20 protein-coding genes are annotated in these 25,777 nt (G+C 68.6%); 9 read left to right on the top strand and 11 right to left on the bottom strand.

Annotation, left to right across the window (positions count from 1 at the left end; genetic code table 11):
* Nucleotides 1–123 precede the first annotated feature (123 nt).
* The 6 genes from OG599_RS32360 to OG599_RS32335 all read right to left on the bottom strand — a co-directional run bounded on the left by OG599_RS32360 (nt 124) and on the right by OG599_RS32335 (nt 5,204).
* Nucleotides 124–252, bottom strand: a complete 129-nt coding sequence (locus OG599_RS32360) for a hypothetical protein (protein ID WP_327179519.1) — start codon at nt 250–252, stop codon at nt 124–126.
* A 751-nt stretch (nt 253–1,003) separates the two neighbouring features.
* Nucleotides 1,004–1,588 (bottom strand): thiamine pyrophosphate-dependent enzyme, encoded by a 585-nt coding sequence (locus OG599_RS32355; protein ID WP_327179518.1) that lies wholly within the window; start codon nt 1,586–1,588, stop codon nt 1,004–1,006.
* Nucleotides 1,585–2,088, bottom strand: coding sequence for a thiamine pyrophosphate-binding protein (locus tag OG599_RS32350; RefSeq protein WP_327179517.1), 504 nt, complete (start codon nt 2,086–2,088; stop codon nt 1,585–1,587). Before OG599_RS32350 ends, OG599_RS32355 begins: the two co-directional genes overlap by 4 nt.
* Nucleotides 2,089–2,222: 134 nt before the next feature.
* Nucleotides 2,223–2,879: a thioesterase II family protein gene (locus OG599_RS32345; RefSeq protein WP_327179516.1), complete on the bottom strand. Its 657-nt coding sequence runs from the start codon at nt 2,877–2,879 to the stop codon at nt 2,223–2,225.
* Nucleotides 2,880–2,911: 32 nt separating this feature from the next.
* Entirely contained in the window at nt 2,912–4,255 is a 1,344-nt protein-coding gene (locus OG599_RS32340) for a hypothetical protein (protein ID WP_327179515.1), read from the bottom strand.
* A 4-nt stretch (nt 4,256–4,259) separates the two neighbouring features.
* Entirely contained in the window at nt 4,260–5,204 is a 945-nt protein-coding gene (locus tag OG599_RS32335; RefSeq protein ID WP_327179514.1) for an ATP-grasp domain-containing protein, read from the bottom strand.
* Between the two features lie 525 nt (nt 5,205–5,729).
* Here OG599_RS32335 and OG599_RS32330 point away from each other — a divergent pair.
* Both OG599_RS32330 and OG599_RS32325 read left to right on the top strand, forming a co-directional pair.
* The gene (locus OG599_RS32330; protein ID WP_327179513.1) at nt 5,730–7,547 is read left to right on the top strand and encodes a non-ribosomal peptide synthetase; all 1,818 of its coding nucleotides are present in this window, start codon (nt 5,730–5,732) and stop codon (nt 7,545–7,547) included.
* A 30-nt stretch (nt 7,548–7,577) separates the two neighbouring features.
* The gene (locus OG599_RS32325) at nt 7,578–8,633 is read left to right on the top strand and encodes a TauD/TfdA family dioxygenase (RefSeq protein ID WP_327179512.1); all 1,056 of its coding nucleotides are present in this window, start codon (nt 7,578–7,580) and stop codon (nt 8,631–8,633) included.
* Nucleotides 8,634–8,701: 68 nt separating this feature from the next.
* Here the strand turns inward: OG599_RS32325 and OG599_RS32320 are convergent, their stop codons facing one another.
* The 5 genes from OG599_RS32320 to OG599_RS32300 form a co-directional block, all read right to left on the bottom strand.
* Nucleotides 8,702–9,946, bottom strand: a complete 1,245-nt coding sequence (locus tag OG599_RS32320) for an MFS transporter (protein ID WP_327179511.1) — start codon at nt 9,944–9,946, stop codon at nt 8,702–8,704.
* Nucleotides 9,947–10,025: 79 nt separating this feature from the next.
* Nucleotides 10,026–12,449: a HelD family protein gene (locus OG599_RS32315; RefSeq protein WP_327179510.1), complete on the bottom strand. Its 2,424-nt coding sequence runs from the start codon at nt 12,447–12,449 to the stop codon at nt 10,026–10,028.
* Between the two features lie 297 nt (nt 12,450–12,746).
* Entirely contained in the window at nt 12,747–13,904 is a 1,158-nt protein-coding gene (locus tag OG599_RS32310; RefSeq protein WP_327179509.1) for a hypothetical protein, read from the bottom strand.
* 63 nt (nt 13,905–13,967) lie between these two features.
* A complete protein-coding gene (locus OG599_RS32305; RefSeq protein ID WP_327179508.1) occupies nt 13,968–15,326 on the bottom strand; it encodes a DUF6002 family protein in 1,359 nt (452 codons plus the stop codon).
* A 95-nt stretch (nt 15,327–15,421) separates the two neighbouring features.
* Complete coding sequence (locus tag OG599_RS32300) at nt 15,422–16,465, bottom strand: methyltransferase (RefSeq protein WP_327179507.1); 1,044 nt, start codon at nt 16,463–16,465, stop codon at nt 15,422–15,424.
* Between the two features lie 280 nt (nt 16,466–16,745).
* Between OG599_RS32300 and OG599_RS32295 the strand changes: the two genes are divergently transcribed.
* From OG599_RS32295 to OG599_RS32265, 7 genes are read left to right on the top strand one after another with little or no spacing between them, the layout of a single operon-like run.
* On the top strand, nt 16,746–17,906 hold the full coding sequence (locus OG599_RS32295; protein ID WP_327179506.1) for a glycine amidinotransferase: 1,161 nt from the start codon (nt 16,746–16,748) through the stop codon (nt 17,904–17,906).
* Nucleotides 17,907–17,945: 39 nt separating this feature from the next.
* The gene (locus tag OG599_RS32290; protein ID WP_327179505.1) at nt 17,946–19,148 is read left to right on the top strand and encodes a cytochrome P450; all 1,203 of its coding nucleotides are present in this window, start codon (nt 17,946–17,948) and stop codon (nt 19,146–19,148) included.
* A gap of 33 nt (nt 19,149–19,181) precedes the next feature.
* Complete coding sequence (locus OG599_RS32285) at nt 19,182–19,373, top strand: ferredoxin (protein ID WP_442809616.1); 192 nt, start codon at nt 19,182–19,184, stop codon at nt 19,371–19,373.
* A 30-nt stretch (nt 19,374–19,403) separates the two neighbouring features.
* Nucleotides 19,404–20,546 carry a glycine amidinotransferase gene (locus tag OG599_RS32280; RefSeq protein WP_327179503.1) on the top strand — a complete coding sequence of 381 codons (1,143 nt, stop codon included), beginning with the start codon at nt 19,404–19,406 and terminating at the stop codon, nt 20,544–20,546.
* A gap of 55 nt (nt 20,547–20,601) precedes the next feature.
* Nucleotides 20,602–21,900, top strand: a complete 1,299-nt coding sequence (locus OG599_RS32275) for a cytochrome P450 (protein ID WP_327179502.1) — start codon at nt 20,602–20,604, stop codon at nt 21,898–21,900.
* Complete coding sequence (locus tag OG599_RS32270) at nt 21,897–24,968, top strand: non-ribosomal peptide synthetase (protein WP_327179501.1); 3,072 nt, start codon at nt 21,897–21,899, stop codon at nt 24,966–24,968. The genes OG599_RS32275 and OG599_RS32270 overlap by 4 nt, the downstream gene beginning before the upstream one ends.
* Nucleotides 24,965–25,762: a thioesterase II family protein gene (locus OG599_RS32265; RefSeq protein WP_327179500.1), complete on the top strand. Its 798-nt coding sequence runs from the start codon at nt 24,965–24,967 to the stop codon at nt 25,760–25,762. The genes OG599_RS32270 and OG599_RS32265 overlap by 4 nt, the downstream gene beginning before the upstream one ends.
* The last annotated feature ends 15 nt before the right edge of the window (nt 25,763–25,777 follow it).

Genomic DNA, 25,777 nt, shown 5'->3' with positions numbered 1-25,777 from the left:
GGTGACGGCTGTCGCGGGGTCCCGCAGGTCAGACGCCCTGTCCGGCTGCTGTGCATGTCTCGGCATGCCCGTCTCGGCCACTTCCCGCACGTCGACGAGACGTTGTTCGGTCTCCACTCGTGACTACGCCGCGAAGGCGGATGCCAGGGTGACGTAGGCGATAGCGGCGAGCGCGACGCTCATCCGCAACTCACCGAAGCGGTCGGCTTTCCATGCGGACAGCAGGCACAGGAGAACGGTCGGCGCACCCATGGCCACGACGTTCCGCAACGGCCCTCGCGCTGAAGCCACCGCTGGTCCGGCGGCGTACACGGGCAGCAGGTTGTACTCCGGGCCGGTGGCCGCGTCCACAACCGCGATGCCCAGCAGGAGCGCCCGTCCAAGCGGGCCACCACCCTGTCCTGGAAAGGGGCGGGCGGGGGCGGGCCGAGCACTGGGGAGCCCTGAAGTACAGCCAGGCACTGGCAGGCGGCGAAGGTGCCTTTCTCGGGCTGCCGCCCGAAGGACGGACGATCGCCAAACGCTACAAGAACATCCAGTCAGTCGCAGGGACTCGGCGTGGGCTTAGCTCTTACGCCCGCCAAGCAGATGCTCGGGCGCGGGTTCCCGGACCACTCCGTGAGCATCGTCCCTGCCGGCACGGTCTTACGGGCCGGGTGGGCCCTTACGAGCAGGGAGAAGGGACACCAGGTCAAGTACACATACCGGCCTCAGTACTTCGCGGAGGCCTGGCGCCCTGGGGAGCCGTCCCTCGCGATTCCTATCGCGGCCAAGGGCAACCACAGCAACGCTGCAATCTCCGTCGGCCAACTGGCGTCCTCGCGTCGGCCCACGCCGAGGCCGTGCATATCGGCGCCTGGAACGAGACCCCGAGCCTGCTGTTACGTACAGCGAGGGAGCAGACTGGGTGTGGTTTCCCGTGGTCCCGGTGGCGAATCGGCGGCGAAGAACCGACAGGAGCGTCGGAGTTCATGGTGCATCGCCGGGGTGCCCTACAAGCCGACTACGCTGCGGCGGTCGCCTTGACAAACTGCGAGAAGCGCATCGCGACGCCCGGGAGATCCGGCGTGACACGACTCTGGGGCGGGGTGGCGTCCGGCTGGACGGGGCAGTGAATGAAGACGGCCGAGGAAACATCGAGCGCGGTCGTGAGCCGAGCCCGCAGAGCGGACAGATTGATCGCCTCGCATACGGATTGGTAACCGCTCGCCGTGGCTAGCCCAGCCAGATGGGCGTGCCTTCCTGGGGTGGGCTGACCACCGGTCGAGGCGTACAGGCCGTCGTCTAGAACGATGTGCACCAGGGGCAGGTCCGGTGCCGTTCCCACGGCGAGCAGCGTGGCCGGGTTCATCAGCAGGCTGCCGTCCCCGTCGACGACGATCGTCGGCTGCTGCGAGGCCATGGCGACACCGGTTCCCAGAGCCAGGGCCAGGCCCATGGAGCCGGTCATGTAGAAGTGGTTCGGCCGGTCGTCCAGGGACGCGGCCACCCGGGAGGCGAAGCCGGTGGTGAACACAGTGGGGATCCCGGGCGCGGTGGCCAAGATCTCGGCGATGGCCGTGGACTTGTCGAAAGGCACGACGGTCACGCCTCCCAGTCGAATTCGTCGGGTCGTACCAGCAAGGCGTGGCTGTGGCGCTTCTCCACGACCGTGCGCCGGACGTCCCGGATCTGATCGTCGGCCATCCCGGCGGAGAGGTAGTGGTGCCCGATGCCCAGGCCGTCCAGGATCGGCGCGGTCAGCCGCCCCATCGCGAGGTTTTCGGGCGTCGGGTCCGGCGGGGTTCCGCGCATGCTGATGATCAGAAGCATGGGGATGCGGTAAGGGACCACCAGGGAGGCGAGGGCGTTGACGGACTGCCCGAACCCGGAGTTCTGCATCAGCACGGTGGCGGTGCCTCCGGTGAGGGCCACCCCGGCCGCCATCCCGACGGCGTTGTCCTCGCGTGCCACCACGTGGTAGTCGGCGCGCTCCTGCAACTGGGCCAGCAATGGCGCCAGCACGCCGCAGGGAGTGGCGAAGTAGGGGCCCATGTCGTGTTCGACGAGAGCGTCGAAGACAGCAGTGGCTGCGGTGGTATCGCTCATGTGTCGGCTCCTCGGGCGCCGTCGTCCGGAGTGCTGTCGTGGTCGTGCCGATGGCCTGAACGACCCCAGGCACCACCTGATGGGCACGGTCGCGGAGGTAGAAGTGACCGCCTTCGAACACCTGGTGAGCAAAGTCACGACTGATCAGTTCTCGCGAGGCATCGGCCTCTAGAGGTGGAAACCGGTCGTCCGTACGACCGCGGAAGACCGTGATCGGGATGTCGATCCGGGGGCGGTGCCTCGCGCCGGTAGCGCTCGATGAGCCGGTAGTCGGCCCGGATCATCGGGACGAGCAGGGCCGGAAGTTCAGGGTCGTCAAAGACGGCCTTGTCGGTGGCGGACGTGCTGCGCAATTCGGCCACGAGCGCGTCGTCGTCCTGGGTGTGCAGGTCGCCGCCCGGACGGTGCGGAGCCGAGCGTCCGGAGACGATCAGCTGCCGCGGAGGGTGTCCGTGCTCCACGCAGCGCACGGTCACCTCGTAGGCGACGGACGCGCCCATGCTGTGGCCGAACAGCACAGTGTCCTGTCGGCCCTGGGACCGTACGACGGCCGCGATCTCGTCGGCCATCTCGTCCATCGAGTCCACGCAGGGCTCCGCGATGCGGTCGTGGCGGCCCGGGTACTGGACGACGGACAGCTCGATGCCGTCGGGGAGGTAAGGCGACCAGTCCTGGCAGGAACTGGCCGCTCCCCCGGCGTGCGCCAGGCATATCAGGCGGACGGACGCCGACGGCTTCGGCCGGGGTGTGCGCAGCCACCGGGCAGCACGGTCGGACAAGGGCGTGGTCATATCGCGTTCCTGTCGGGGAGCGACCTGGCGAATCATACGGGCAGGGCAACTGACGGCAATGCGCCGTTGCCCTGGATGGTGGTGACACCCGCACGACCGGGCGGCAGGTAGCGCACCAGGCAGCCACCGGGCTGCCCGTCGAAGAGGAACGGGCTCAGCACCGGGTGGACTTCCGTCTCGTAGGTTTCCTCGCTGCCTTCCGCGCGCAGTTCCACGCGGTACGGCACGGGCTCGACGTATTCCTGCGCGATGTACTGGCCGGTGCTCAGCGCCGTGTCCAGCGTCGTGCGCCAGGCAACGTCGTCGACGTGGCGGCCGAGGACGACACCGTGGCTGCCCAGTCCGATGGCCGGCTTGAGGACGAAGTCCTCCCGCTCCGACAGCAGCAGTTCGGGCAGCGGCCGGGTGGTACCGCGCCAGCGCACCTGCCGATCGGAGACGGTCCTGGTCCAGGGCAGATACCGTTCGACCAGTGCGTGGTCCTCCGCGGTCATCCACGGCAGTCCTTCGGAGACCCAGCCGAGCACCTTCTTGTTGGCAACGAGGTAAGCGCTCTGAGAGGCGATCAGGAAGCACTCCGCGTCCAGGGCGGAGCGCATGGGTGCGAGATCAATCCCGAGCCTCGTCCAGTCGAAGATGGTGAAGTGCCGCAGGCCGAGCCGGTAGCGGGGCGTCGAGCGGCCTCCGCCCAGGCCGAGCCCCTGGAGCAGTTGTTCGGGCTCGAAGTACTCCGCCTGCAGGCCCTGACCGCGCAGCGACTGGACCTGGATGTCGAAGTACCGCGTGGTGCGTACGGCGTTGAACTCCCGCAGTGCCCCGACGATGGCCACGGCGGGAGGGGTGCCCAGATCACGCACAGCGCGCACGAAGATCTGGTCCCGTACGGAGAGCGGGTCCGGCGTGGCACGGAAGGGTGCCGCGTCGGCGCCACCGTATGCGGCCTTCCAGACCGCGGACTGCACGGAGGTCTCGACGACACCGCCGATACCGGAACCGATGTTGAACTCGAGGAATTTGGGCCCCGTCGGGCCGATGGCGATGTCCGGGCGGGTCATGCACGTCGCGTACGTCTCTTCGAGAGGACCCTGAACCCACAGCGGGTAGTTTTCCTCCACCGCACCGAGCGCGCGAAGCCTTCCGTGGAAGTCGGGGGCGATTCCGAAGAGCGCGCGACGAAGCAGCCGGAGCAACTGCCTGGTGGCGTCGAAGAGTTCCGTGTAGCGCTTCTGCGGCAGAACCACCGGGTTCATGGAGGTGCTGTTGACCGGGTAGTCCAGGTCGTCCAGCGTTCGATTCAGGTGCTCGGTGAGTTCCGGAACCGCCAGTCGCGACTCCTTCGGCAGCTCCGCAGTGCCGAACCAGGTCTCCTCGGCCACGCCGTCAGGTCCCTTCTTCGAATTTTCGCTTGATCCAGCCGAAAAAGGCGTCGGCAAGCAGAGTGAGCTGCGGCTCCGGCAGGAGCGTGAAGCCGGCGCTGGCTGTACTCCACTCGTTCAGGATCGGCCCAGAATCTGTCATCAGCCAATCGATACAAAGGAATTCGGCATTCAGGCTTTCGGCTATACTGTTGCACCATTCCTCGACCTGAAGGTGATCGTCGTTCACTTCCAGCGAGCCACCTTGGCTGATACTGGCGAGATATCCGCCGGGCCGGGGCTTTCGACTGAGTGAAGTGACCACCTTGCCATCGACAACGAACACACGCATGTCTGCGTAATGCGGAAGGAACTGCTGGACGATGTAGCCCGTTCCCGTCGTGGAGACGATATCGATGGTCGACGCGAGCTGTTGATCCGTCTCGACCTTGAGGACTCCCACACCCATGCCGAGTTCTCGCGGTTTGACGATATAGGGGCCGGGGCCGAGCTCCCGCTCCACCTCGGGAATGACCTTGCGGGCGTACTTCTTGGGAGGCACCGCAATGGCCTTCAGGCCCGGCACGCCCAGGTTGGCGGCGTGCTGGAGGAGCGCCAATTTGTCCCGTTCCAGGTAATCCGGGCCGCTGATCGACCTGTTGAGCAGAACCGAGTCACTGGCGTGGATCGTCCGGTAGATCGCGCGCATGTGCTGGAGGCCCTGCGGCTCCATGCTGATGTCTTCGGCGATGTAACACTGCCGGGTCTCCAGCAGATCTTCACCGCGATAACGCATCACGGGCTTGCCGAGACAGGAAAGCACGATCTCGCCGGCCCTGATCAGACGGAAATCGAAACCTATCTTCTGAGCCAGGGGAAGGTATCGTCCAGAGAGGCTTTCTTCAAATCTGAGAACTTCATCGAATTCCAGATCATCCTCTTGGTAAATCCAATTGATGACGCCAGTCAAGAGTTCCCTCCCCCGGGTGAACCTGCGCCTACAACCTTCGCCTGCTATAGAACACCATGGATCCGCAGGGGGCAAGGTCACACTTGTGTGTTCCATGCCTCTCACCGTTGGAAAATTTCCCTTTTGACCGGCTGATGTCATTCGTGCCGCCCAGGCTCGAGGCGCTCTGAACGGCCTCTTACCGTACGTGGGCGAGATCCACAGGAAATAACCCCTTGCCAAGGATGCTTACGTCTGCCATTAATAGCGAAGACCCATGTGCCGAGGCGCTTGCCAAGCCGCCGTGGAGATGGAGGCCGCAGCTACCGATTCGGCCCGCGGCGGTACCCGTCAATGCCCGAGAGGGTTGTCCGTCACCGTCGCCGCGTGCCTGCTCGCACGGCATCGCCGATGCCCGGGCGCTCAACGGGGCGCTATCCCCGACGGATGACGCGTGCAGGAGGTCGCCACGCACTCCCGACGCATACCGCGCGTGCCGGACGGCCGCTTTCCCTGGGCGACAGGCCCGAGTCGAGAGGCAAGCCCATGAACCATGTCGTCTTCGCCCACGAACTGCTGGAGTCGCAGGTGGTCCGAAACCCCGCGGCGCTCGCGGTGCAGGAGGGCGAAAGAACCGTAAGCTACGCCGAATTGGACGCCCGGGCCAATCGGCTCGCACGCCACCTGCTGGCCCGGGGCGTAGGAGCCGGCGGCATCGTCGCCGTCGCGCTCCCCCGCTCCGTCGAGCTGATCGTCACGCTCTATGCTGCGCTCAAGGCGGGCGCCGCCTACATTCCTCTGGACGTGGACCATCCGGCGGCGCGCGTCGCCGCCGTCCTGGACGACGCCCGGCCCGCCGTACTGCTCACCACCGGCTCCTACACCCCGGCGACAGCGGTGGCCCGGCTGGACCTGGACGCCCCGGGGACGCTGCGCGCCTTGGAAGCCCTTCCCGGCGACACGGTGACGGACGACGAACGCGGGCGCGCGGTACGGGCGGAGGACCCGGCATACGTGATCCACACCTCCGGGTCCACCGGCACGCCCAAAGGTGTCGTCGTGCCCCATCGCGGCTTGGCGGCCTATCTGGGATGGGCCCTCGATGCCTACCCCGGCCTCGCCGGCACTGCCCTGCTGCACTCGGCGGTCTCCTTCGACCTCACTGTCACCACGCTCTTCGGACCGCTGTCGGCGGGCGGTGCCGTCCGGGTCGCCCCCTTGCTCGACCCGGACGGCACCGCCGACGACGCGGGGACCGACGGCCCGGTCACCTTCCTCAAGGTGACGCCCAGCCACCTGGCTGTCCTGGACGCTCTGCCGCAGTCCGCCCTCGCCACCGTCGACCTGGTCGTCGGTGGCGAACAGTTGCTCGGTGAGCAACTCGACGCGTGGCGCCGCCGGGCGCCGGGTGCGGCGGTGACCAACGAGTACGGTCCCACCGAGGCAACCGTGGGCTGTGTCACACACCGCGTCGACCCGAAAACCGAACTGACCGGTGGACCCGTCCCGATCGGCAGGCCCGCGCCCGGAGTGCGCGTCCATGTGCTGGACGAACAGCTGCGGCCGGTGGCAGAAGGAGCGACCGGTGAACTCTTCCTCGCGGGAGACCAGTTGGCCCTTGGCTACCTGAACCGGCCGGACCAGACCGAGGAGCGCTTCGTCCGCGATCCGTTCGACGCGCGGGGTGCGCGGATGTACCGGACGGGCGACCTGGTCCGGATGCGCCCCGACGGGACCCTGGTGTTCATCGGGCGCAAGGACCAGCAGGTGAAGATCCGTTCACACCGTGTCGAGCCCGGCGAGGTGGAGACAGCACTGCTGACTGACCACCGCGTCGCGCAGGTCTGCGTCACCCCGGTGTCCATGCCCGGCGGGCTGCGCCTGGTGGCGCACGTCGTACCGGAGGCCCAGGCCACCGGGGAGAGGACGGACCTGGCCGAGGGGCTGCGCGCGTACGCCGCGAGCCGGCTCCCGTCGTACCTGGTGCCGTCCGCTGTGGTACTCGTCCACCGGATGCCGCTGACCCCGCAGGGCAAGGTCGACCGCGCGGCCCTGGTCGCCGCTCTGCCGCCGGAGCCCGGCCCGGCCGCGGCAGCCGATGAGGCGGACACCGCGATGACCGCGGCCGAGAAACTGCTCGCCGATCTGTGCGCGGAGCTGCTCGGCGTCCAGCGGGTGGGCCTGGACGACAACTTCTTCTCGCTCGGCGGCAATTCGCTGCTCGGCATCCAGCTGTCGGCGCAGGCACGCCGGAAGGGCCTCACTCTGACGCCCACGGACGTATTCCGGTCCGGAAGCGTCAGGGTGATGGCCTCCCGTGCGGAGGGCACCACCACGACCGCGCCGTCCGCCGACCGGAGCTGACCATCACTCACGAGGAAAAGGAGGACCACCGTGCCACAGGACACGGCGCTGCCGGTGCTCGGGTCGTACACGGGACGGATCGAGGGAGCCGACGGTACCAGGCTCGTCGTCTACGAGGGATCCGGCACGCGACCGGAGACCGAGCGCGGACGCACCGAGGACTGGGTGGTCGAGCACGGCGCCGCGCTGACGGGCCTGCTCGACACCGTCGGCGCGGTGCTGGTGCGGGACTGTGTGCACAGCCCCGAGCAACTGGCCGGAGTAGCACGGCACTTCGGTGGCGAACTGCTCAGTTACACGGAGCGCTCCACGCCCCGCAGCGCCGTCAGCGGAGGTGTCTACACCTCCACGGAGTACCCGGCGTCCGAGACGATCACCCAGCACAACGAGAGCGCCTACGCCAGGGTCTTTCCGCACAGGTTGTTCTTCGCCTGCTTCCAGTCCGCCGAGACCGGGGGTGAGACCCCGCTCGCCGACGTGCGCGAGGTGACCCGGCGTCTGCCGTCCGACCTGCTGGACCGCTTCCGGAAGCTCGGTGTCGCCTACCACCGGTCCTACCGCGAGGGGATGGGCCTGACCTGGCAGGAGACCTTCCAGACCAAGGACTGCGCGGAGGTCGAGCGGTACTGCGTGGAACACGGTATCGACCTCACCTGGACCGACTACGGGCTGCGCACCTCACAGCGCGGCCCGGCCCTGGTGACGGACCCGGGCACCGGAGAGGAGTGCTGGTTCAACCAGGCGCACCTCTTCCACGTCTCGAACCTGCCCGCCGCCACCCGGGAGGCGCTCGGCGAGCTGTTCCCCGAGGAGGAGATGCCCCGCACCGCCACGTACGGCGACGGCTCGCCGATCTCCGACGAGGAGATGGCCCGGGTCCGCGAGGCTTTCGGCGCCTGCACGTACGCCTTCCCGTGGCAGCGCGGCGATCTCATGGTCGTCAACAACCTGCTCCAGTCCCACGGCCGACGCCCCTACACCGGGGAGCGGCGGACCCTCGTCGCTATGACCGGCCAGGTCACCGTGGCGCGGCGCGCCGACGGCGCGGCGGTCTTCGACGGGCCGGTGCTGGTCGACCGAGCCTGATCCGCGAGTGCCGACGGTTCCGCGCCGTCCCGCCCGACCGGCGGGGCGGCGCAGAGCCGTCGGGCCGCCTATGCCTCCGCCGCGGGGCTCAGGAGGCGGCGCAGCTGTACCACCCAGACGACGACCGCGGCCAGGGCGATGGAGACCACAGCCGTGGCCATGCCGGCCCGGATGCCGACGGACACGGTGATGCTGCTGGCGACCAAGGCGCCAAGCGGGACTCCCAGGCCCGAGGAGAGCATGCGGCGTGTGGTGTTGACACGGCCCTGCAGCTCGGAGGGCGTGACCTCTTGGGAGTAGGTCATCGTGTTCACCAGTACGACCAGGTAGGCCGTTCCCCACGCCGCCAGGGCCACCAGGGAGATCCGCCAGTCCGTGGTGACTACAACGACGAGTCCGAGGAGCGCGCCGATCGGCAGCACCCCGAGAAGCAGCGGAAAGGCCTCGAAGCGCTTGCGCAGCCGGGGAAGCAGCAGGGAGCCGCCGATGCCCCCGGCGCTCCACGCCATGTAGAGCAGGCCGATACGCCCGTCAGAGCCGTGGATGCCGAGGACACGGTCGGCGAAGACGACGAGCTGGCCGACGATGGCTCCGCCGGAGAACGACTGGAGCGTGCCGACCACCGTCATGGTCCGCAGCGTACGGTGATCGGCCAGGAAACGCAGGCCCTCGGTCACCGATTCCCGGAAACCCGGTCGCTTGCCGCCCGAACCGGCCGGGCGGAAGGCGACGTTGGTGACCGCCCTGATGAACAGGGCGGAGCAGGCGAAGCTCAGGGCATCGAGGGCGAGCGTGCCCACGGGGTTCATCAACGCGATGAGGGCGCCCGCGACGGCGTTGCCGGCGATGCGGACGACGGTCTCGGCACCGTAGATCGCGCTGTTGGCCTGGGTGAGTTTGTCCTTGCCGACAATGTCGGGGATGAAGCCGTACACGCCGGCGTCGAAGAAGAGCGAGAGGCTGGAGGAGAGGAACGCGACCACCACGACGTGGGTGACCGTCAGGATGTCCAGAGCCCAGGCGGCCGGTATGGAGGCGAGGCTCAAGGCGCTCAGGCAGTCGGTCACGATCATCAGGGTGCGCCGGTCCATTCGGTCCGCGACCGCACCGGCGATCAAGCCGAAGGCGAGGTAGGGCAGGGTCCCGGCAGCCGCGACGAGGGAGACCAGGAGGGGGGAGTGACTCTCCTGGAACACCAGGACGGGCAGCGCGACGGTGGTGATGGCGGATCCGAGGCCGGACACGGCACGGGAGAGCCAAAAGTTCCGGAATCCGGTGATCTGCCGGAGGGGCGGAGCTTGAGTGGTCGACATGGCGTTGTCTGTTGGTCTTTCTGCTCGGGACGAATGGGAGAGCCTGCGGGAACAGCCGCCCTGAAGACGAGGGCGTGGGTCAGGAGGGGTCCTGTGCCAGGTGGGACAGGACCTCCGGCAGCGGGCCGGGATGGAGCACGTGGAGGGACCGGCTTGCCCTGGTGAGCGCCACGTAGAGGTCGCTGAGGCCCCGGGCGGAGCTGTCCAGCATCCCCTGGGGGTCGGCCACGACCACCGAGTCGAACTCCAGCCCCTTGGCCTGGCGGACGCTGAGCACGACGACGTCCCTCTCCAGGTCGACGTCAACGCCCCAGGAGACGTCGGGGATCCGCGCGGCGACGGCGGCTGCGAGCCGTTCCAGGTCGGCGGTGGGGACGACGACCGCAGTGCGGCCCCCTGCCGCGCGGCGGGCCGCAGCGGTCGCGGCCTCGGCCAGCCCGGCGGGGAACTCCTCCGGCGTGGTACCTGCGCAGCGCGGCGGTTCGGCGCCGTGGCGTACCGCCCGCGCCGGCAGCAGTTCGGGCGAGATGGCCTTCAGCACCTGTCGGGACGCCTCCATGATCTCGCCGGGGGTGCGGTAGTTGACGGTGAGCTGGGACAGTCGCCAGCGCGTGCCGAAGAACGGTTCCAGGGCCTCTCGCCAGGACGTCGCGCCGGCCGCGTCACTCGACTGCGCCGCGTCACCGACGACGGTGAAGGAGCGGGTGGGGCAGCGGCGCACCAGAAGGCGCCAGGTCATCGGGGAGAGGTCCTGCGCCTCGTCGACGATGACATGGCCGAAGACCCAGGTCCGGTCGGCCGCCGCACGCTCCGCGACGGTGCGCAGGTCCGTCTGCGTGTGCCACCCGGCGAGCTGTTCGGCGGTCACCAGATCGGCGGCATGCAGCTGCTCGTCCGCGGTGCCGTCCGCGTCCCGGGAGCCACGCGCGATGTCCAGGACTCCTTGGGCGTATTCCCGTTGGGTGGCTCGGCGGGCCGCCTGCCGCTCGGTCTCGGCACGGTCGTCGTACCCCAGCAGTTCGGCGGCTTCGTCGAGGAGGGGTACGTCGGACGGGGTCCAGGGCGCGCCCCGTTCCCGCACCAGCAGGGCCCGGTCCTCCTCTTCGAGCTGGGGCGCGGCCTCGTCGAGGCGTGCAGGGTCGGTGTACAGGTCGTCCAGCAGCTGCTCCGGGGAGAGAAGTGGCCACAGGGAGTCCATCAGTCGTCGGGCGTCCGGGTCCCGGGGCAACGCGTGCAACCAGTTGGCCTTGCGTTCGGCGAACTCGGCGGGCAGCCGCGCCCTGAAGTCGTAGGCCCTGGCATCCAGTCCGAACACGCTGGCCAGGTCTTCCTGCACGGCGCGGTCGAGGGCCTGGACGTCCATCTCGCCGGCCAGGATCTCCTCGAAGCCGACCTCGATGTCGCCGATGACGCGGGCCAGCCGGTCGGCCAGCTCTTCGAAGAGTATGTCGCGGAACTCCGGCCGGGCCAGGTTGTGCTGCCGACCGTCCTCGGTGGCACGGGCAGCCGCGTCGGCCAGGAAGTCCCGTGACAGCCGGATGTGCTCGCCGCCGATGAGCGCGTCGACCGGCCCGGTGACGGCGGCCTGCCGCGCCCGTACGGCACGGTCGAGGACGTCCGCCATGACCAGGCGCCCCTTGATCTCGGCGGACGCCGCCGGCTCCTCGGCCGATGCCGAGAGACCGGGATACAGCCCCCCGACGGAGGACAGCAGCACGCTGGTCTCGCCGAGACCGGGCAGCACTTGGCTGATGTATTCCAGGAATACCGAGTTCGGGCCCACCACCAGGGCGCCGGTGCGCTGCAGCCGCTCGTGGCTGTAGAGCAGATAGGCGGCGCGGTGCAGGGCGACGACCGTCTTGCCGGTGCCTGGGCTGCCCTGGACCACCATGACGCCTGCGTGCGGTGAGCGAATGATCTCGTCCTGCTCGGCCTGGAGGGTGGCGACCGCGTCGTGCATCCGGCCGGTCCTGCCGTGCTGGAGGGTGGCCAGGAGGACGGCTTCGCCGGAGAGCTGGACGTCATCGGGCACGCCCGAAGTGTCGTCGAACAGTTCGTCGTCCAGCCGCAGCACGCGACGGTTCCGCGTATGCAGGTGCCGGCGCAGGCGCACGCCTTGCGGGGCCGCGGCCGTGGCGGTGTAGAAGGGGCGGGCGGCGGGGGCGCGCCAGTCGATGAGCAGGGGGTCGTCGTCGGGACCGGCGCCCGGCACGCCGATACGACCGATGTAGAACCGGTCGTCGTCGGCGCGGTCCAGTCGGCCGAAGCACAGTCTGCTCTCGGCGGTCTCCAGCGTGAGGAGTTTGCGGGCGAGCCGCTCGGCCGCGGCTCCGCGCTCCACCTGTCCCTGCGCGGTCCCGGAAGACTCGCTCAGGACGGCGCGCAGTTCACTGCCGGTCTCCTCGCGCAGGGCACCCAGTCGGCCGTGGAGCAGGTCCAAGTAGGCTTGTTCGCGGCTGAGTTCGGTCGGTCGGGGCGGTTCTTCCGGCGACGAAGAGGTCATAGCGGACTCCATGGCGAAGGGCCGGCGGGTGGCGTTGGCCCGTCGGTAGGGCATGCCGCGGCTGAGCCGCGACGGGTTGATGGACAGGACGGCCCCCGGATGGGCCGGGTGCCGGACGTGGAACAAAAAAAATGGTCGACATCCGCCCGGCTGGTGGCTGGGGGTGTCGACCGGAAAAGACCGCGCGCCCGTGCGGGATATGGCGGGTCATACTCAGATCCGAGGGTGTCGGACGATTACGTCCGCTGTGTGAGATGACCTCGGAGATATAGATCCTGAAGATCAGGATCTAAGTGATCATAGCAGGGGTGCGAGGAACTCGTCAAGGTCGACATTGCGGACCCTGTCCACTCCTGGGGCCTTCGCCGAGAAGTCGAGCCGCGGCGGCCGCTGTTCGTCGTGGAAGTAGACCGCCTCGAGCAGGCCGTCCGCGGTCTCGGTGAGGGTCGGGTTCGCGACGAGGTAGTCCCGTACAGCCGGGGTATCCTGGCGCGCCTGGAGCCAGAGGCGCTTGTCGCCGAAGTGGTTCGGCGGCATGATCACCCGGGTGCCGAACCGGCGCTTCCACTGGAACGTCCCCTTGCTCAGAAAGGGTTCGGTGCCCTGGAAGTCGAGACGCCCCACGCCGTTCTCGGCGGCCCAGCCGATGAGAAGGTGGTAGATCGCCTTGAACGCGCCGCTCTCGTAATGCCGTTCGTCCCCGTCCTGCACGCCCAGCAGGCGCAGCGTGAGCACCTTCTGGTGGGGGTCCCAGTGGCACAGGGCCCCGCCGATCGGCTTGCCGCCCTGCGTCAGCCGGAACAGCCTGCCGGTGCGGAAGAGGCACTCGTAGGCCGCGTTTCTGCCCTCGGTCCGCTCGCGTGCGCCGTGCCGCCGGAACATGGTGGGGCGGTAGTGGTCGTCGTAGAAGGCGTTGAACCACTCGGGCTCGTCGGTCACCTCCCAGCCCCACTGGTGTCGGCGCATGTCGCTGTTGAACCGTGAACGCTCGCGCTTGGAGATGGCCCGGCGCGCCGACTCCGGGTCGCCGTCGAAGTCGATGACGAAGTGCACGCGCATGGGAATGACCAGCGACGCCTCCTTCGGCATACGGCGGGCCAGGGAGGCACTGGTGCCGACGATGCGAATGTCCGCCTCCGGCAGCGCGGCGGGATCTCGCAGCCGCGCCCCCGACACCAGTCTCGAGGCCCGCGCTGCGGGCGATTCCGTGCCCGCTTCCCGGCGCAGCTCGGTGAACTCCAGGGTGTAGGCGAGACCTTCCCGCAGGCCGGAGTAGCCCACCGACAGGCCCGCGAGGTCCGAGCGGACGGACGGGAAGACTGCGGTCCTGCGCGTGTCCCAGCGGTCCCGGAGGCGGGTGACGAACGGACTGCCGCTGTTGCGCCAGTGGTAGCCGGCGTGCATGCGCGCCCGTTGCGGGAACGGATCGCGCGAAGCGGGTTTCTCTGCGGACAAGGAGAGGTCACCTCGGCGCTGACGGTGGGTGGACGGGAGAACTGTGGAGAAGGCCGGTCGCGGTCACTGCTTGACGGCGGTGAGGGCCAGCTGGTGGAGTGCCGCGACGTCCTCGACGAGGTGCGTGTCGTGGATGCCCAAACTGTCGAAGTCGGCGGTCGAGTAACTGCCCGAACCGTGCACCAGGATGTCCTGTTCGCCGATCAGGCCCCGGTCGATGCCGGTGAGGACTCCCGTCACGGCCATCACCAGCGACCATTCGCGCAGCGCCCGCGGGTCGGCGGGGAGGCGCACCTTCGCCTCGCTCAGGATGTTCCGGACCTGTGCATACCGCTGGAGGCACTCGGCGAGCGAGACCACGAGCCCGCCTCCGCCCTGTCCCTGGATCAGCTCGTTCATGCGGGTCGAGGTTGGGGGGGTGCGGGTGTAGAAGGTGGAGTCGAGCGCTTCGTGCGGGTCGTACGTGAAGGCCGGGAAGTGCGGGTCCCTCTCCTGCGTGTAGAGCCCGGTCTCGGGCTGCAGGGAGTACGTGGGCATGTTCTCCGGGTTCGTCGAGCCGTCGTTGTACAGGCTCAGCACCATGTCAGGTGCGCCGAGGTGCTGGACGAGGAAGTAGCGGGGGTCGGGCGTGCCGACGCGGTCGGCCTCGGGGAGCCGGGTGCGGCCGTAGGCGTGTCCGAGAAGGCCATAGGCGCTGGAGACGGCATGCGCGTGCAGTCGCGGTCGGTCGGCCGCCGCCGGGAAGAACTCGGCTTCCGACAGGGCTCGTACGATGTCGGCGGCGAGGTAGTTCTCCAGCTGGAGGGTGTACCACAGGTGGGTCTTGTGGCCCCTGGACAGCTCTTCGCTGTGAGCGTCGACGAAACCCCGGGCGATGTCCTTCACTGCGCCGGGGGTGCGGTCGCGGCCCAGCACCGCGATCGGGTTACGCGCGCGCAGGTACGGATCGCTGTACAGCCCGGTGCGGCGCAGCTTGGCGACGGAGTCCTCCGGGACGAGGACCACGATGTTGAGCTGATCGGCTTCCACCAGGCCGCAGTTGACGGCCCGCAGGACCGCGTCCCGCAGCGCGATGGCCTTGTTCGCCGACGAAGGCGTGACTATGGTGAGTCGCTCACCGGTGTCCTGAATGAAGCGCACGGCCCGGGCGACGATGACCAGCGACGCAAAGGTCTTCGTCGTCATGGTGGCCGGGTTGCTCATCAGGTCGAGCAGTGCCAGGTTCCGGCCGTCATAGGAAGGAAGCGACGCAACGGACACATCGGAGACCGATAGAAATTCCTGAACGGCCGGCGTGAGACGAGGCAGCTCGACGCCAGGCGTGAATTCGGCGGGATTACCGCCCTGTCTCCCGTCGAGCAGGTCGCGGAGTGCCGCCTGGACGTGCTCGTAGTACCGGGCCAGACTATTGCTTACGAACATGCTTAGCCCCCTCGAATGCCTCATGAGCCATAGGGCGGCACGGCTCGCCGGGGGTAGATTCACGGGAGCCGCGCCGCACACGTAATTCTTATCCGTCAGGGCTTGACGCCGATATGGAACCCGTGCTCATAGTCGAGTTCCGCAACGGTGCTGATGTTCTCGAAACCGGCCTCGGCGAGCCAGCCTTCGAAGTCCTCGGCCGGGTACGCCATACCGGTACCACTGGCAAGAATGTTGAAGTAGAGGCCAAGGCGGGCGCCGTAAATGCCCTTGGTCTCGTCTTCCGTGACGTTGTAGTCGTAGATGAAGATGCGCCCGCCGGAGGGCAGCACGTCGTACGCCTTCTTCAGCAGGGTGCCGATCTGCTCGGCTGAGAAGATGCCGAGGACGTGACTGAAGAGCACCGCGTCAGCACCCTCTGGGAAGGGGGTGTCGAAGAAGTCACCGGTGACGAGGTCGATCCGGTCGAGGAACTTCTGCGCCTCCTTGCCGTGGGCGAGCCCCGACACGCTCGGCTGGTCGAAGGCGGTCGATCGCATCTGCGGGTAGCGGTCGAGCAGCCGCGCGGTGGTGGTGGAGTCGCCGCCGCCGATGTCCAGCAGGTGCTTGACCGTACCGAACTCCTCGCGCTCCACCAGGTCGTTGATCGAGGCCAGCGTGAAGGCGGCCATTGCCTTGTGGAACACACCCTCGAGCTCGGGGTTCCGGGTGAGCCGCTTGTACAGCGTGGGCTCGTCGCCCGGGTAGCTCTCGAGGGCCGTGTTCGTGCCTGCCTTCAGGGCCTTGGTCATCTGGCCGAAGGCGGGGTAGTAGATCTCCTTCCACCCGATGAGGGTGTGCGCCCAGCTGTCGGGCTCGTCGGAAGCCAGCAGGTCCTGGGCCACGGCGGAGTTGCGGTACTTGCCCTCAGACCGCTCCATCAGACCGGCCGCGCAGACGCCCTGGAGCAGGACCCGGAGCTGGTGCGGCGGTACGCCCGTGAACTCGCATATGGCCTCGAAATCAGAGCCCGGGTTTTCCGAAAGGAAAATGAAAATGCGCAGTTCCGCCGCAGTTGCGGCGGCGTTGAACAGAGCCGGCGCATTCATAAGGAAGTCGAACTGCTGGTACTCAGGGCTGTTCTTTTGCTGGCTTGGCATTACTTCTTGAGCCTCCGCGTCCGTGAAACCTGCGAGTTCCGGTCGATTCGGTACGTATCGGGCTGCCTCGTGAAGAAAAGCAGTTGGCGCGCCACGGCAGTATTGCCAGCCCTCGAGCAGTCAGTCAACGAGATCACGATGTGGCGCAGGTAACATTCAGGTCACTAAAAATCCGATTGCGCCGCCCCGGACAGCGTGCAAGCATGGCAAATGCATGCCGACTGCAACCAGTTTGTCCAGTTTTCCCATTCATGTCTAGATATACGTACGGGGATCGGCTATGTCGCTCAATAGCTTTGATGAATGGTCACCTCTCAGGGAAGTGATTGTCGGCTCGGCGGAAAACTATGTTTCGCATGAGCGTGAGCTTTCTTTTGAGCTTTTTTTCCACGACAACATCGCGGGGGACAACGGCGCCGCCCGGTTGGAGTGGTACTACCCGCGACTCCGCTCGCGCGACGAGAAGCAGGCCACCGGCGGCACCCGGGTTCCGGTCAAGAGGCGTTACGTCGACGAGTTGAACGAAGACCTGCGGGGCCTGGCCGACACCCTCACCTCGCTCGGGGTGACGGTGCACCGCCCCACGGACGTCGCCCCGGAAACGGCCTCGGTGCGCACTCCGGCCTGGTCCGCCTCGGTCGTGCCGCCGCTCAACCTCCGTGACAACACCCTGATCGTCGGTGACGAGATCATCGAGACGTCACCGATGATCCGGTCCCGGTACTTCGAGACCCAGTTGCTCAAGCCTGTGTTCCAGGAGTACTTCCAGCGTGGCGCCCGCTGGTCCGTCATGCCCAGGCCGCTGATGACCGACGCCTCCTTCGACCTGTCGTACGCGCGCTCCAGCACGGCCGGCGGTCCGATGGAGCCGATCGAGGACCCTCGGCCGTCACGCTACGACGTCGGTCACGAGATGCTTTTCGACGCGGCGCAGTGCCTGCGCCTCGGCCGTGACATCGTGGCCAACGTCTCGACACGCAACCACGAGTTGGGCGTCGACTGGCTGGAGCGGCACCTGGAGGGCCGCTTCAGGATCCACCGTGTCCACAAGCTCAGCGACAGCCACATCGACAGCATGGTGCTGGCACTGCGTCCAGGAACGCTGTTGTGCCGCTCCGAGGCGGTGCTGGACTACCTGCCGGAGCCGCTGCGGAAGTGGGACGTCATCGTCCCGCCGGCGCCGGAGAGCTACAACTTCCCGCAGTACGCGGACGACGACCTGATCCTCACGAGCCGGTACATCGACCTCAACGTGCTCTCGGTGAGCCCGGACACCGTACTGGTCAACGAGGCATGCCCCGAGCTGATGCGCGAGCTGGAGCGGCACGGCTTCACCGTCGTCCCGGTTCGCCACCGCCACCGCCGGCTGTTCGGCGGCGGCTTCCACTGCTTCACCCTGGACACCGTGCGTGACGGCGGGCTCGAGGACTACCTCGTCTGAACCTTCCGCAGCCAGCTTCCCACCGAAGGAGGTTCTCCCTTGTCCGCGGAACCGGTGCCCATGCACCCGATCGAGCGTCGCCGGCCGTTTGATCCGCCCCAGGAACTGATGGAGTGGCAGTCCGGCGAGCCGTTGCGGCGCATGCGCTACCCCGACGGACATGTCGGCTGGGTGATCACCAGCCACGAGCTGGCTCGCACGATGCTCACCGACCCCCGGTTCAGCGCGCGTTCGGATTTCAAGCGGGCGCCCGTGCACCGCCCGGGCACCGAGCCGTTCTTCGGCGTCCCGGCCGCCCCCGGATGGCTCGTCGACATGGATCCCCCGGAGCACACGCGGCTGCGGCAGCAACTGGCGGGCCAGTTCACCGCGCGCCGCATGCGCGAACTACGGCCGCGGCTGGTGGAGATCGTGGACGGGCTGCTGTCCGCCATGGAGCGCGGCGGACCGGGCGTGGACCTCGTGGAGACTTTCGCGCTTCCCTTCGCCTCCCAGGTGATCTGCGAACTGCTCGGTGTCCCGTCCGTCGACCGCGCGGAGTTCCAGCGCAACAGCCGGATCCTGTTCAACCTCCACTCGACCGCGGCGGACACCTCTGGGGCCTTGGAGCGGCTGTACGCCACCATCCGCAGCATCGCCGCGGGCGGCAGGGAGGCAGGCGGAACACCAGGACTCCTCCAGGCGCTGGCCAAGGACGGGACCCTGGACACGGAGGAGATCGCCGGAGTCGGCGTCCTGCTGCTGACCGCAGGACACGACTCGACCACGGGATCGCTGGCGCTGAGTGTGTTCGCGCTGCTGTCCCACCCTGACCAGCTAGCCCGACTGACGGCCGATCCTTCCATCGTCGACAACGCAGTGGAGGAGCTGCTCCGATACCTGACGGTCTTTCATTTCGGCGTGCCCCGAACGCCGTTGGAGGATCTCGAGTTCGCGGGCCGACGGCTCGGGGCCGGTGACTCGATCACCGTCTCGCTGTCCGCCGCCAACCGTGACCCGCGCTGGTTCCAGGACGAGGCGGACCGGCTGGACCTCACCCGGCGTACCACCGGACACGTGGCCTTCGGCTACGGCATCCACCAGTGCCTCGGCCAGAACCTGGTCCGGATGGAGATGCGCACGGCCCTGCCCGCGCTCTTCCAGCGGTTCCCCGCGCTCACCCTGGCCGTCCCGGCCGAGGACATCCCGCTCTCCACCGACATGAGTGTGTACGGGGTGCACCGCCTGCCCGTCGTCTGGTGACCCCCCAACCCGCAACGGAGGACCGAAGTGCACGTGTCCGTGGACACGACGCTCTGTATGGGGTCGGGCCTGTGCGCCCTGGCCCTGCCCGAGGTGTTCGACCAGGACGACGTCGACGGCCTGGTCGTCCTGCTCGACCCGGAACCGCCGCGGGAGTTGCACGACGACGTGGCCGAAGCCGTCAACCGCTGTCCGGTGCAGGCGATCTCGGCAACCGCCCCCTGACGTTCACCGCCCAGAAAGAAGCCTTCTGACATGCGACTGAACAGCTTTGACGACTTCACTCCGCTCAAGGAGATCGTCGTCGGATCCGCAGACGGATACGCCGACCGGATCCTGGACCTCTCGTTCGACATGTTCATCAGCGACAACCTCTCGGGCACCCGTGGGTACTTCCCGAGCCTGTCGACGTGGCGCGAGAGCGAGGCTCGGTCCCGACGCAACGACCCCGACCGCCTGGCCCTCAAGAAGCGACTGCTCGACGAGCTCGTAGAGGACGTGGAGGGGGTGGCCCAGCAGCTCGAGGCCCTCTCGGTGAAAGTCCACCGCCCGGTCGAGCCGGCCCCCGACCTCACCAGGGTCACCACGCCGGCCTGGGATGCCGCGGTGGTTCCCCCGCTCAACGTCCGCGACAACACGCTCGTCATGGGCGACGAGATCATCGAGATGCCGCCCACGCTGCGCGACCGGTACTTCGAGAACCAGTTCCTGAAGCCGGTGTTCATGGAGTACTTCAATCAGGGCGCGCGCTGGACGACCATGCCCCGGCCGGTGATGACGGACGCCTCGTTCGACCCGAACAACGAAAACGCCGCGCCCAACATCGAGGTGCCGGAAAACCCCCAGCCGTCTCCGTACGACGCGGGCGTGGAGCTGATGATCGACGCCGCGAACTGCCTGCGGCTCGGCCGGGACCTGATCGTCAACATCTCCAACGCCAACCACGCCCTTGCCTGTGACTGGCTGGAGCGGCACCTCCAGGGCCGCTTCCGGGTGCACCGGATGCACAAGCTGACCCAGAGCCACATCGACAGCGTCGTCGTCCCCCTGCGGCCGGGCACTCTGCTGGTGCGCTCCGCGGACGTGGCGGACTTCCTGCCCGAGCCGCTGCGCACGTGGGATCTGATCGTGCCGCCGGCCCCGCAGATCAGCGACTACCCGCAGTACCCGGACGGCGACCCCATCCCGCCAAGCCCGTACATCGACCTCAACGTGCTCTCCATCGACGAGAACACCGTCATGGTCAACGACGCCTGCAAGACCCTCATCCGCACGCTCGAAGAGCACCACTTCACCGTGGTCCCGGTTCAGCACCGCCACCGTCGGCTCTTCGGCGGCGGCTTCCACTGCTTCACGCTCGACACGGTCCGCACCGGCGGCGCCGAAGACTACATCTGAGCCGCTCCAGCCCGTCGTCAAGGAGCGTCCACTCGTGGCAAAGGGAGGCTGACGCATGCGCATAACCTCTGGCGGTCCGGCCGGGGAGAACGGTCCCGAACCGGATCTGTCCGACCCGCAGTTCTACGGCACCGGCGATCCGCACCCGGTGTGGACGCGGCTGCGCGCCGAGGATCCCGTCCACCGGCAGTGCCCCGTCGGCGCGAAGCCGGCATTCTGGGCCGTCACGCGACACGCGGACGTGTCACGGGTGCTGGCCAGGCACACCGAGTTCACGACGTCGCGGGGCAACATCCTGACGACGCTTGGTCAGACCGACATCGCCGGCGGGAAGATGCTCGCGGTAACCGACCCGCCGGAGCACAAACGGCTCAAGGACCCGCTGGCCCCGCATGTGTCCCGGCAGGCGGTCCGCGACCACGAGCCCGCGCTGCGGCAGTTCTCGCGGCGGCTGCTCTCCGTCGCTGCCCGCGAGGAGACCTGGGACTTCGCGGCCCAGGCCGCGTACTACCCGATCGCCATCGCGGGTCTGCTGCTCGGGATCCCGGAGTCCTCCTGGGACCGACTGAAGCACTTCACGTACGCGGCGGTGGCGGAGTCCGACCCGGATTACGCACCGGAGGGTTCCTCGCGTTCCCAGGTGCTGAGCCGGGCGCACTCCGAGATCTTCCTCTACTTCGCCACCGAGGTGTCCCGACCGGGGCGGGCCGAGGCGGACGACCTGATCGGGGCGCTCCTGCGAGCCGCGCCGGACGGTGAGCCGCTGAGCCGCGAGGAGGTCATCCTCAACGCCTACAGCCTCCTGATCGGTGCGACCGTCACCACGTCGCACGCGGCCAGCGGCGGCCTCCTGGCGCTGCTGGAGAACCCCGGTGAGTTCGCCAGGTGGCGAGCCTCCGGGGACACGGTCTCCCTGGTGGAGGAGATCCTGCGCTGGACGTCGCCCGCCAATCACGCGCTGCGTCACTCCACCGACGAGGTGCGGCTGGGTGACACCTGCATCGGTGCCGGACAACCCGTCACCGCGTGGCTGGGCTCGGCCAACCGTGACAAGAGCGTGTTCCCCCGGCCGTTTCGCTTCGCGGTGGACCGGAAGCCGAACCGGCACATCGCGTTCGGTGTCGGGGCGCACCGCTGTATCGGCGCGCACGTGGCGAGGCTCGCCCTGACCGTGCTCTTCGAGGAGATCGCCCGGAACTTCGAGCGGATCGAGCTCGCCGGTGAACCCCGCCACCTCCACTCCACGTTCATCGCGGGCATCAAGAGCCTGCCCGTTCGCACCGTCCTGGGGCCCGACGGAGTCGGCCTGCGAGACCTACAGCCGCTCGGCAAGACCACTGAGGAAGCACTGTGACGACCCCGGCACACCCGATGGCCGCGTCGAACGAGCCCGATCCCGAACTCGGTTCGCACCCGAGCCACCACGTGGTCCGGTGCCTGCGGATCAGGGGGGAGTTCGACGGCGAAGCCGCACGCGACGCTCTTCGCACGGTCACGGTCCACCTTGCGGCGTCGCACAACGCCCACGTCACGGCGAACGGCAGTCCCGCGTCGCCGCCGGACACGGCGCCCGTCGACTTCGCCGAGTTGCGGGTGTCGGCCGACGAGGCGATCGACGTGGCCGTAAGGGAAGCCGTCGCGCCGTTCACGCTCCCGCACGGCCCCCTCCTCAGGATCCGCGCTCTGCGCGTCGCCGACGGGGACCGCCTCCTGGTCGCTGTCGCCCACCGCTCACTGCTGGACGCCGTCGGGCTGGACGCCTTCCTCGTCGAGCACGCGCACGCCTACAGCGCGGCCCGAGAGGGCGAGACCCTCGCCCACGCCGAGCCGCCGCAGCAGGCACGGCCCTCCGCCGGGCAGGCCGCCGCCGACCTCGCGTACTGGCAGGCGCAGTCGCCGCTCCCCGTGCTGGACCTGCCGACGGACCTACCTCGCCAGGTCCGGTCCGTCCGCAGCGGCGCGGTTGAGCGTTTCGTCCTGCCGGCCGGTCTGACGGGGAGCCTGAGCGAGCTGTCCGGGACCCCGGACGCCACCGCCGCCGTATACGCGGCCGGCGCTGTCCTCCTCGCGCGCCACACCGCGCAGCCGGCGGTCCCGCTCCTGGTGCCCGTGAGCCCGTCCCCGGCCCGCCCGGACACGCGCGTCGGCCGACCCGAGACCGATGTCGTGCTGACCCTGCGGCTGGACGGCGACCCGACGTTCCGGGAGCTGGTCGCCCGGACCGGTGCCGAGCTGGCCCGGGCACGAGCGCACTCCTCCACCCTCCCGCCGGGCGCTCTCGCCGAGCTGGCCGGGGCGTGCGGAGACCCGGACCGCCAGGCGGCGCCCGCCAAGTTCGCCGTCCGGAGGCGGTCCGCCGGGCTGCCGGACTACGCGAAAGCCTCGTGCGACCCGGTCGACCTGCACCTCGGCACGGCCGCCCGCGACCTGTCCGTCGCCCTCGACCTGCGCGACGACGAACTCCACGGGACGCTGGAGTTCGACACCGATCTGTTCGCCCCGGTCACGGCGAAGCGGCTGGTGCGCCGCTTGGAGCACCTTCTCACCGCGGCCGCTCGGCAGCCCGACACCCGCGTCGCCGACCTGCCCGTGCTTCCGCCCGAGGAGCGCGAGCTAGTGGTCTCGGTGTGGAACCGGACCGCGCGCGACTTCCCGCGCGACCGCACCACCGCCTCCTTCTTCGAGGAGCAGGTACGACGGGACCCCTCGACGACCGCCGTCGAACACGAGGACGTGACGCTCACCTACGGGGAGCTCAACACACGGGCGAACCGTCTGGCCCACCAGCTGATCGGCCTGGGCGTGGTTCCCGACCAGCCCGTCGGCCTGTGTCTGCCCCGGTCGGTCGACATGGTCGTCTGTCTGCTCGGCATCCTCAAGGCAGGGGGCGCCTATCTCCCGCTCGATCCCGGTTACCCTGCCGAGCGGCTCGCCTACGTCGTCGATGACGCCGGTGCTCGCGTCGTGCTCACCGACACGGAGCACGCGGCCGCATTCGCCGGCACCACAGCCCGGGTGCTCCTCCGCGACGAGCCGGAGTCCACGGACGGGACGACCGAACCGCCCGGGACCGACCCGGAGGTTCCGGCCACGGCGGAACACCTCGCCTACGTCATCTACACCTCGGGCTCTACGGGCGCCCCCAAGGGCGTCGCCGTCACGCACCGGGCTCTCGCCCGGCTCGTCAAGGGCGCCGACTACGTCGAGCTCGGCCCGGGAGAGGCCCATCTGCAGTTCTCACCGCTCTCCTTCGACGCGTCGCTGATCGAGCTGTGGGGATCGCTGCTCAACGGCGGCACGCTGGTGCTGCCGCCCTCCGGGCTTCCGTTTCCCGACCAGCTCAAAGCCGCACTGCAGCGCCACCGCATCACGACCCTCCTCCTCGTCTCACCCCAACTGCACGTGGCGGCACTGCAGTTCCCCGAGGAGCTGGCGCGCGTCCGGCAGCTGCTCGTGGGCGGCGACGTACTCTCGCCCGCCAGCGCGGCGCACCTCCTGCCCTATCTCGACGACACCCGCTTCCTCCATGTCTACGGGCCGACCGAGTGCACGCTCTTCGCGACCTGGAAGCCCATCGAGGCGGTCGACACCAGCCGTCCCACCATTCCCATCGGCCGGCCGATCGCCAACACCCAGGCATACGTCCTGGACGAGGATCTGAACCCGCTGCCCGCCGGAGTCCCCGGACATCTGTGGCTCAGCGGCGACGGCCTGGCCCGCGAGTACCTGGGCCGCCCCGAGCTGACCCGGGAGCGCTTCCTGCCCGACCCGTTCGGCCCGCCGGGAAGCCGTATCTACCGCACCGGTGACCTGGCGCGCTGGCTCCCGGACGGCGACCTGGAGTTCCTCGGACGCAGCGACGACCAGATCAAGATCCGCGGCTACCGCATCGAACTGGGCGAGATCGACGTCGCGCTCGCCGCGCACCCGGACATCCGGTCCGTGGCCACCGTCGTCCGTGACGACGTTCCCGGCGGACAGGCGCTGGTCGCGTACCTGGTGGGCGACCGCCACCCCGGTGACGCCGAGCTGAGGGAGCACCTCGGATCCCGCGTGCCCGCCTTCATGGTCCCGACGGCCTTCGTCCGGCTCGACGCGATCCCCCTGACCTCGAACGGCAAGGTGGACCGCAGGGCTCTGCCTGCACCGGAGTTCGGCGGCGGAGGCAGCCCGGAGGACGGGCCCTGCTCCTCGTTGGAGGAGCAGGTCCTCGGCACGATCGCCGAGACCCTCGGGTTGCGCGCGGTGGGCGCCGAGGAGGACTTCTTCGACCTGGGCGGCAACTCCCTGCTGCTGGTCGACCTGTTCACCCGCCTGGAGAGGCTCGTTCCGGACAGCGGACTGAGTCTGGTGGACCTCCTGGAGAACCGCACGGGTGCGGGGATCGCAGCGCTCATCGAGCGATCGCGGGAACGCGCGTGACCCACGGCCCGACACCCTGGCTCCTCGGGCGCGTCGAGCCCGACACCGAAGGCGAACGCCTGTTCTGCTTCCCCCACGCGGGAAGCGGCGCAAGCGCGTTCCGCCTCTGGCCGTCACGGTTGCCCACCTCGGTCCAGTGCTGCCCGGTGCAACTCCCGGGCCGGGAGAACCGGGTCGCGGATCGGTTGCCGGACACGATGGACGAACTGGCGGAGCGGACGGTCGAGGCGCTGCTGCCGATGCTACGCCCGCCGTACGTCCTCTTCGGGCACAGCTTCGGCGGCCTGCTGGCCTACGCCGTGGCCCGGCACCTGCACGAGCGAGGACACCCGCTGCCGCGGGCGCTGCTGATCTCGGGCGCCCGTCCGCCGCACGTCGCGGCCGAGGAGTCGTACCACACGCTTCCGTACGACGGGCTCCTCAGCCATGTGCGCGCGACCAACGGCATCGCCGAACCCCTTTTGAAACACGAGGAGTTCGTCCGCCGACTCCTGGACGTGCTGCGCAACGACCTACGGATCGCCGCCGAGTACCGGCCCGCTGCCAGCGAGCCACTGCGCTGCCCGATCCGGGTCTTCGCGGCGGACGACGACCCCGTGGTACCACCGTCGCTCATGGACGGCTGGCGCGCGTACGCGGGCGGGGAGTTCGACGTCCGGCGGGGCCCTGGCGATCACTACGCGGTTTACGACGTGTCAGGCGGCCTTTTCGCCGAGATCGCCCGCCACGGGCTGGCAGACCGTCGAGCATGCGTGACGGGCGCAAGGAACATCTCGCCGCGACGACAACAATGAGGAGACAACCCGGTA

This window comes from Streptomyces sp. NBC_01335 (assembly GCF_035953295.1).
In the GTDB taxonomy this organism is placed as follows: Bacteria; Actinomycetota; Actinomycetes; order Streptomycetales; family Streptomycetaceae; genus Streptomyces.
Note: the sequence above shows the minus strand (reverse complement) of the source record. Positions and strands in the feature narration are given on the sequence as shown.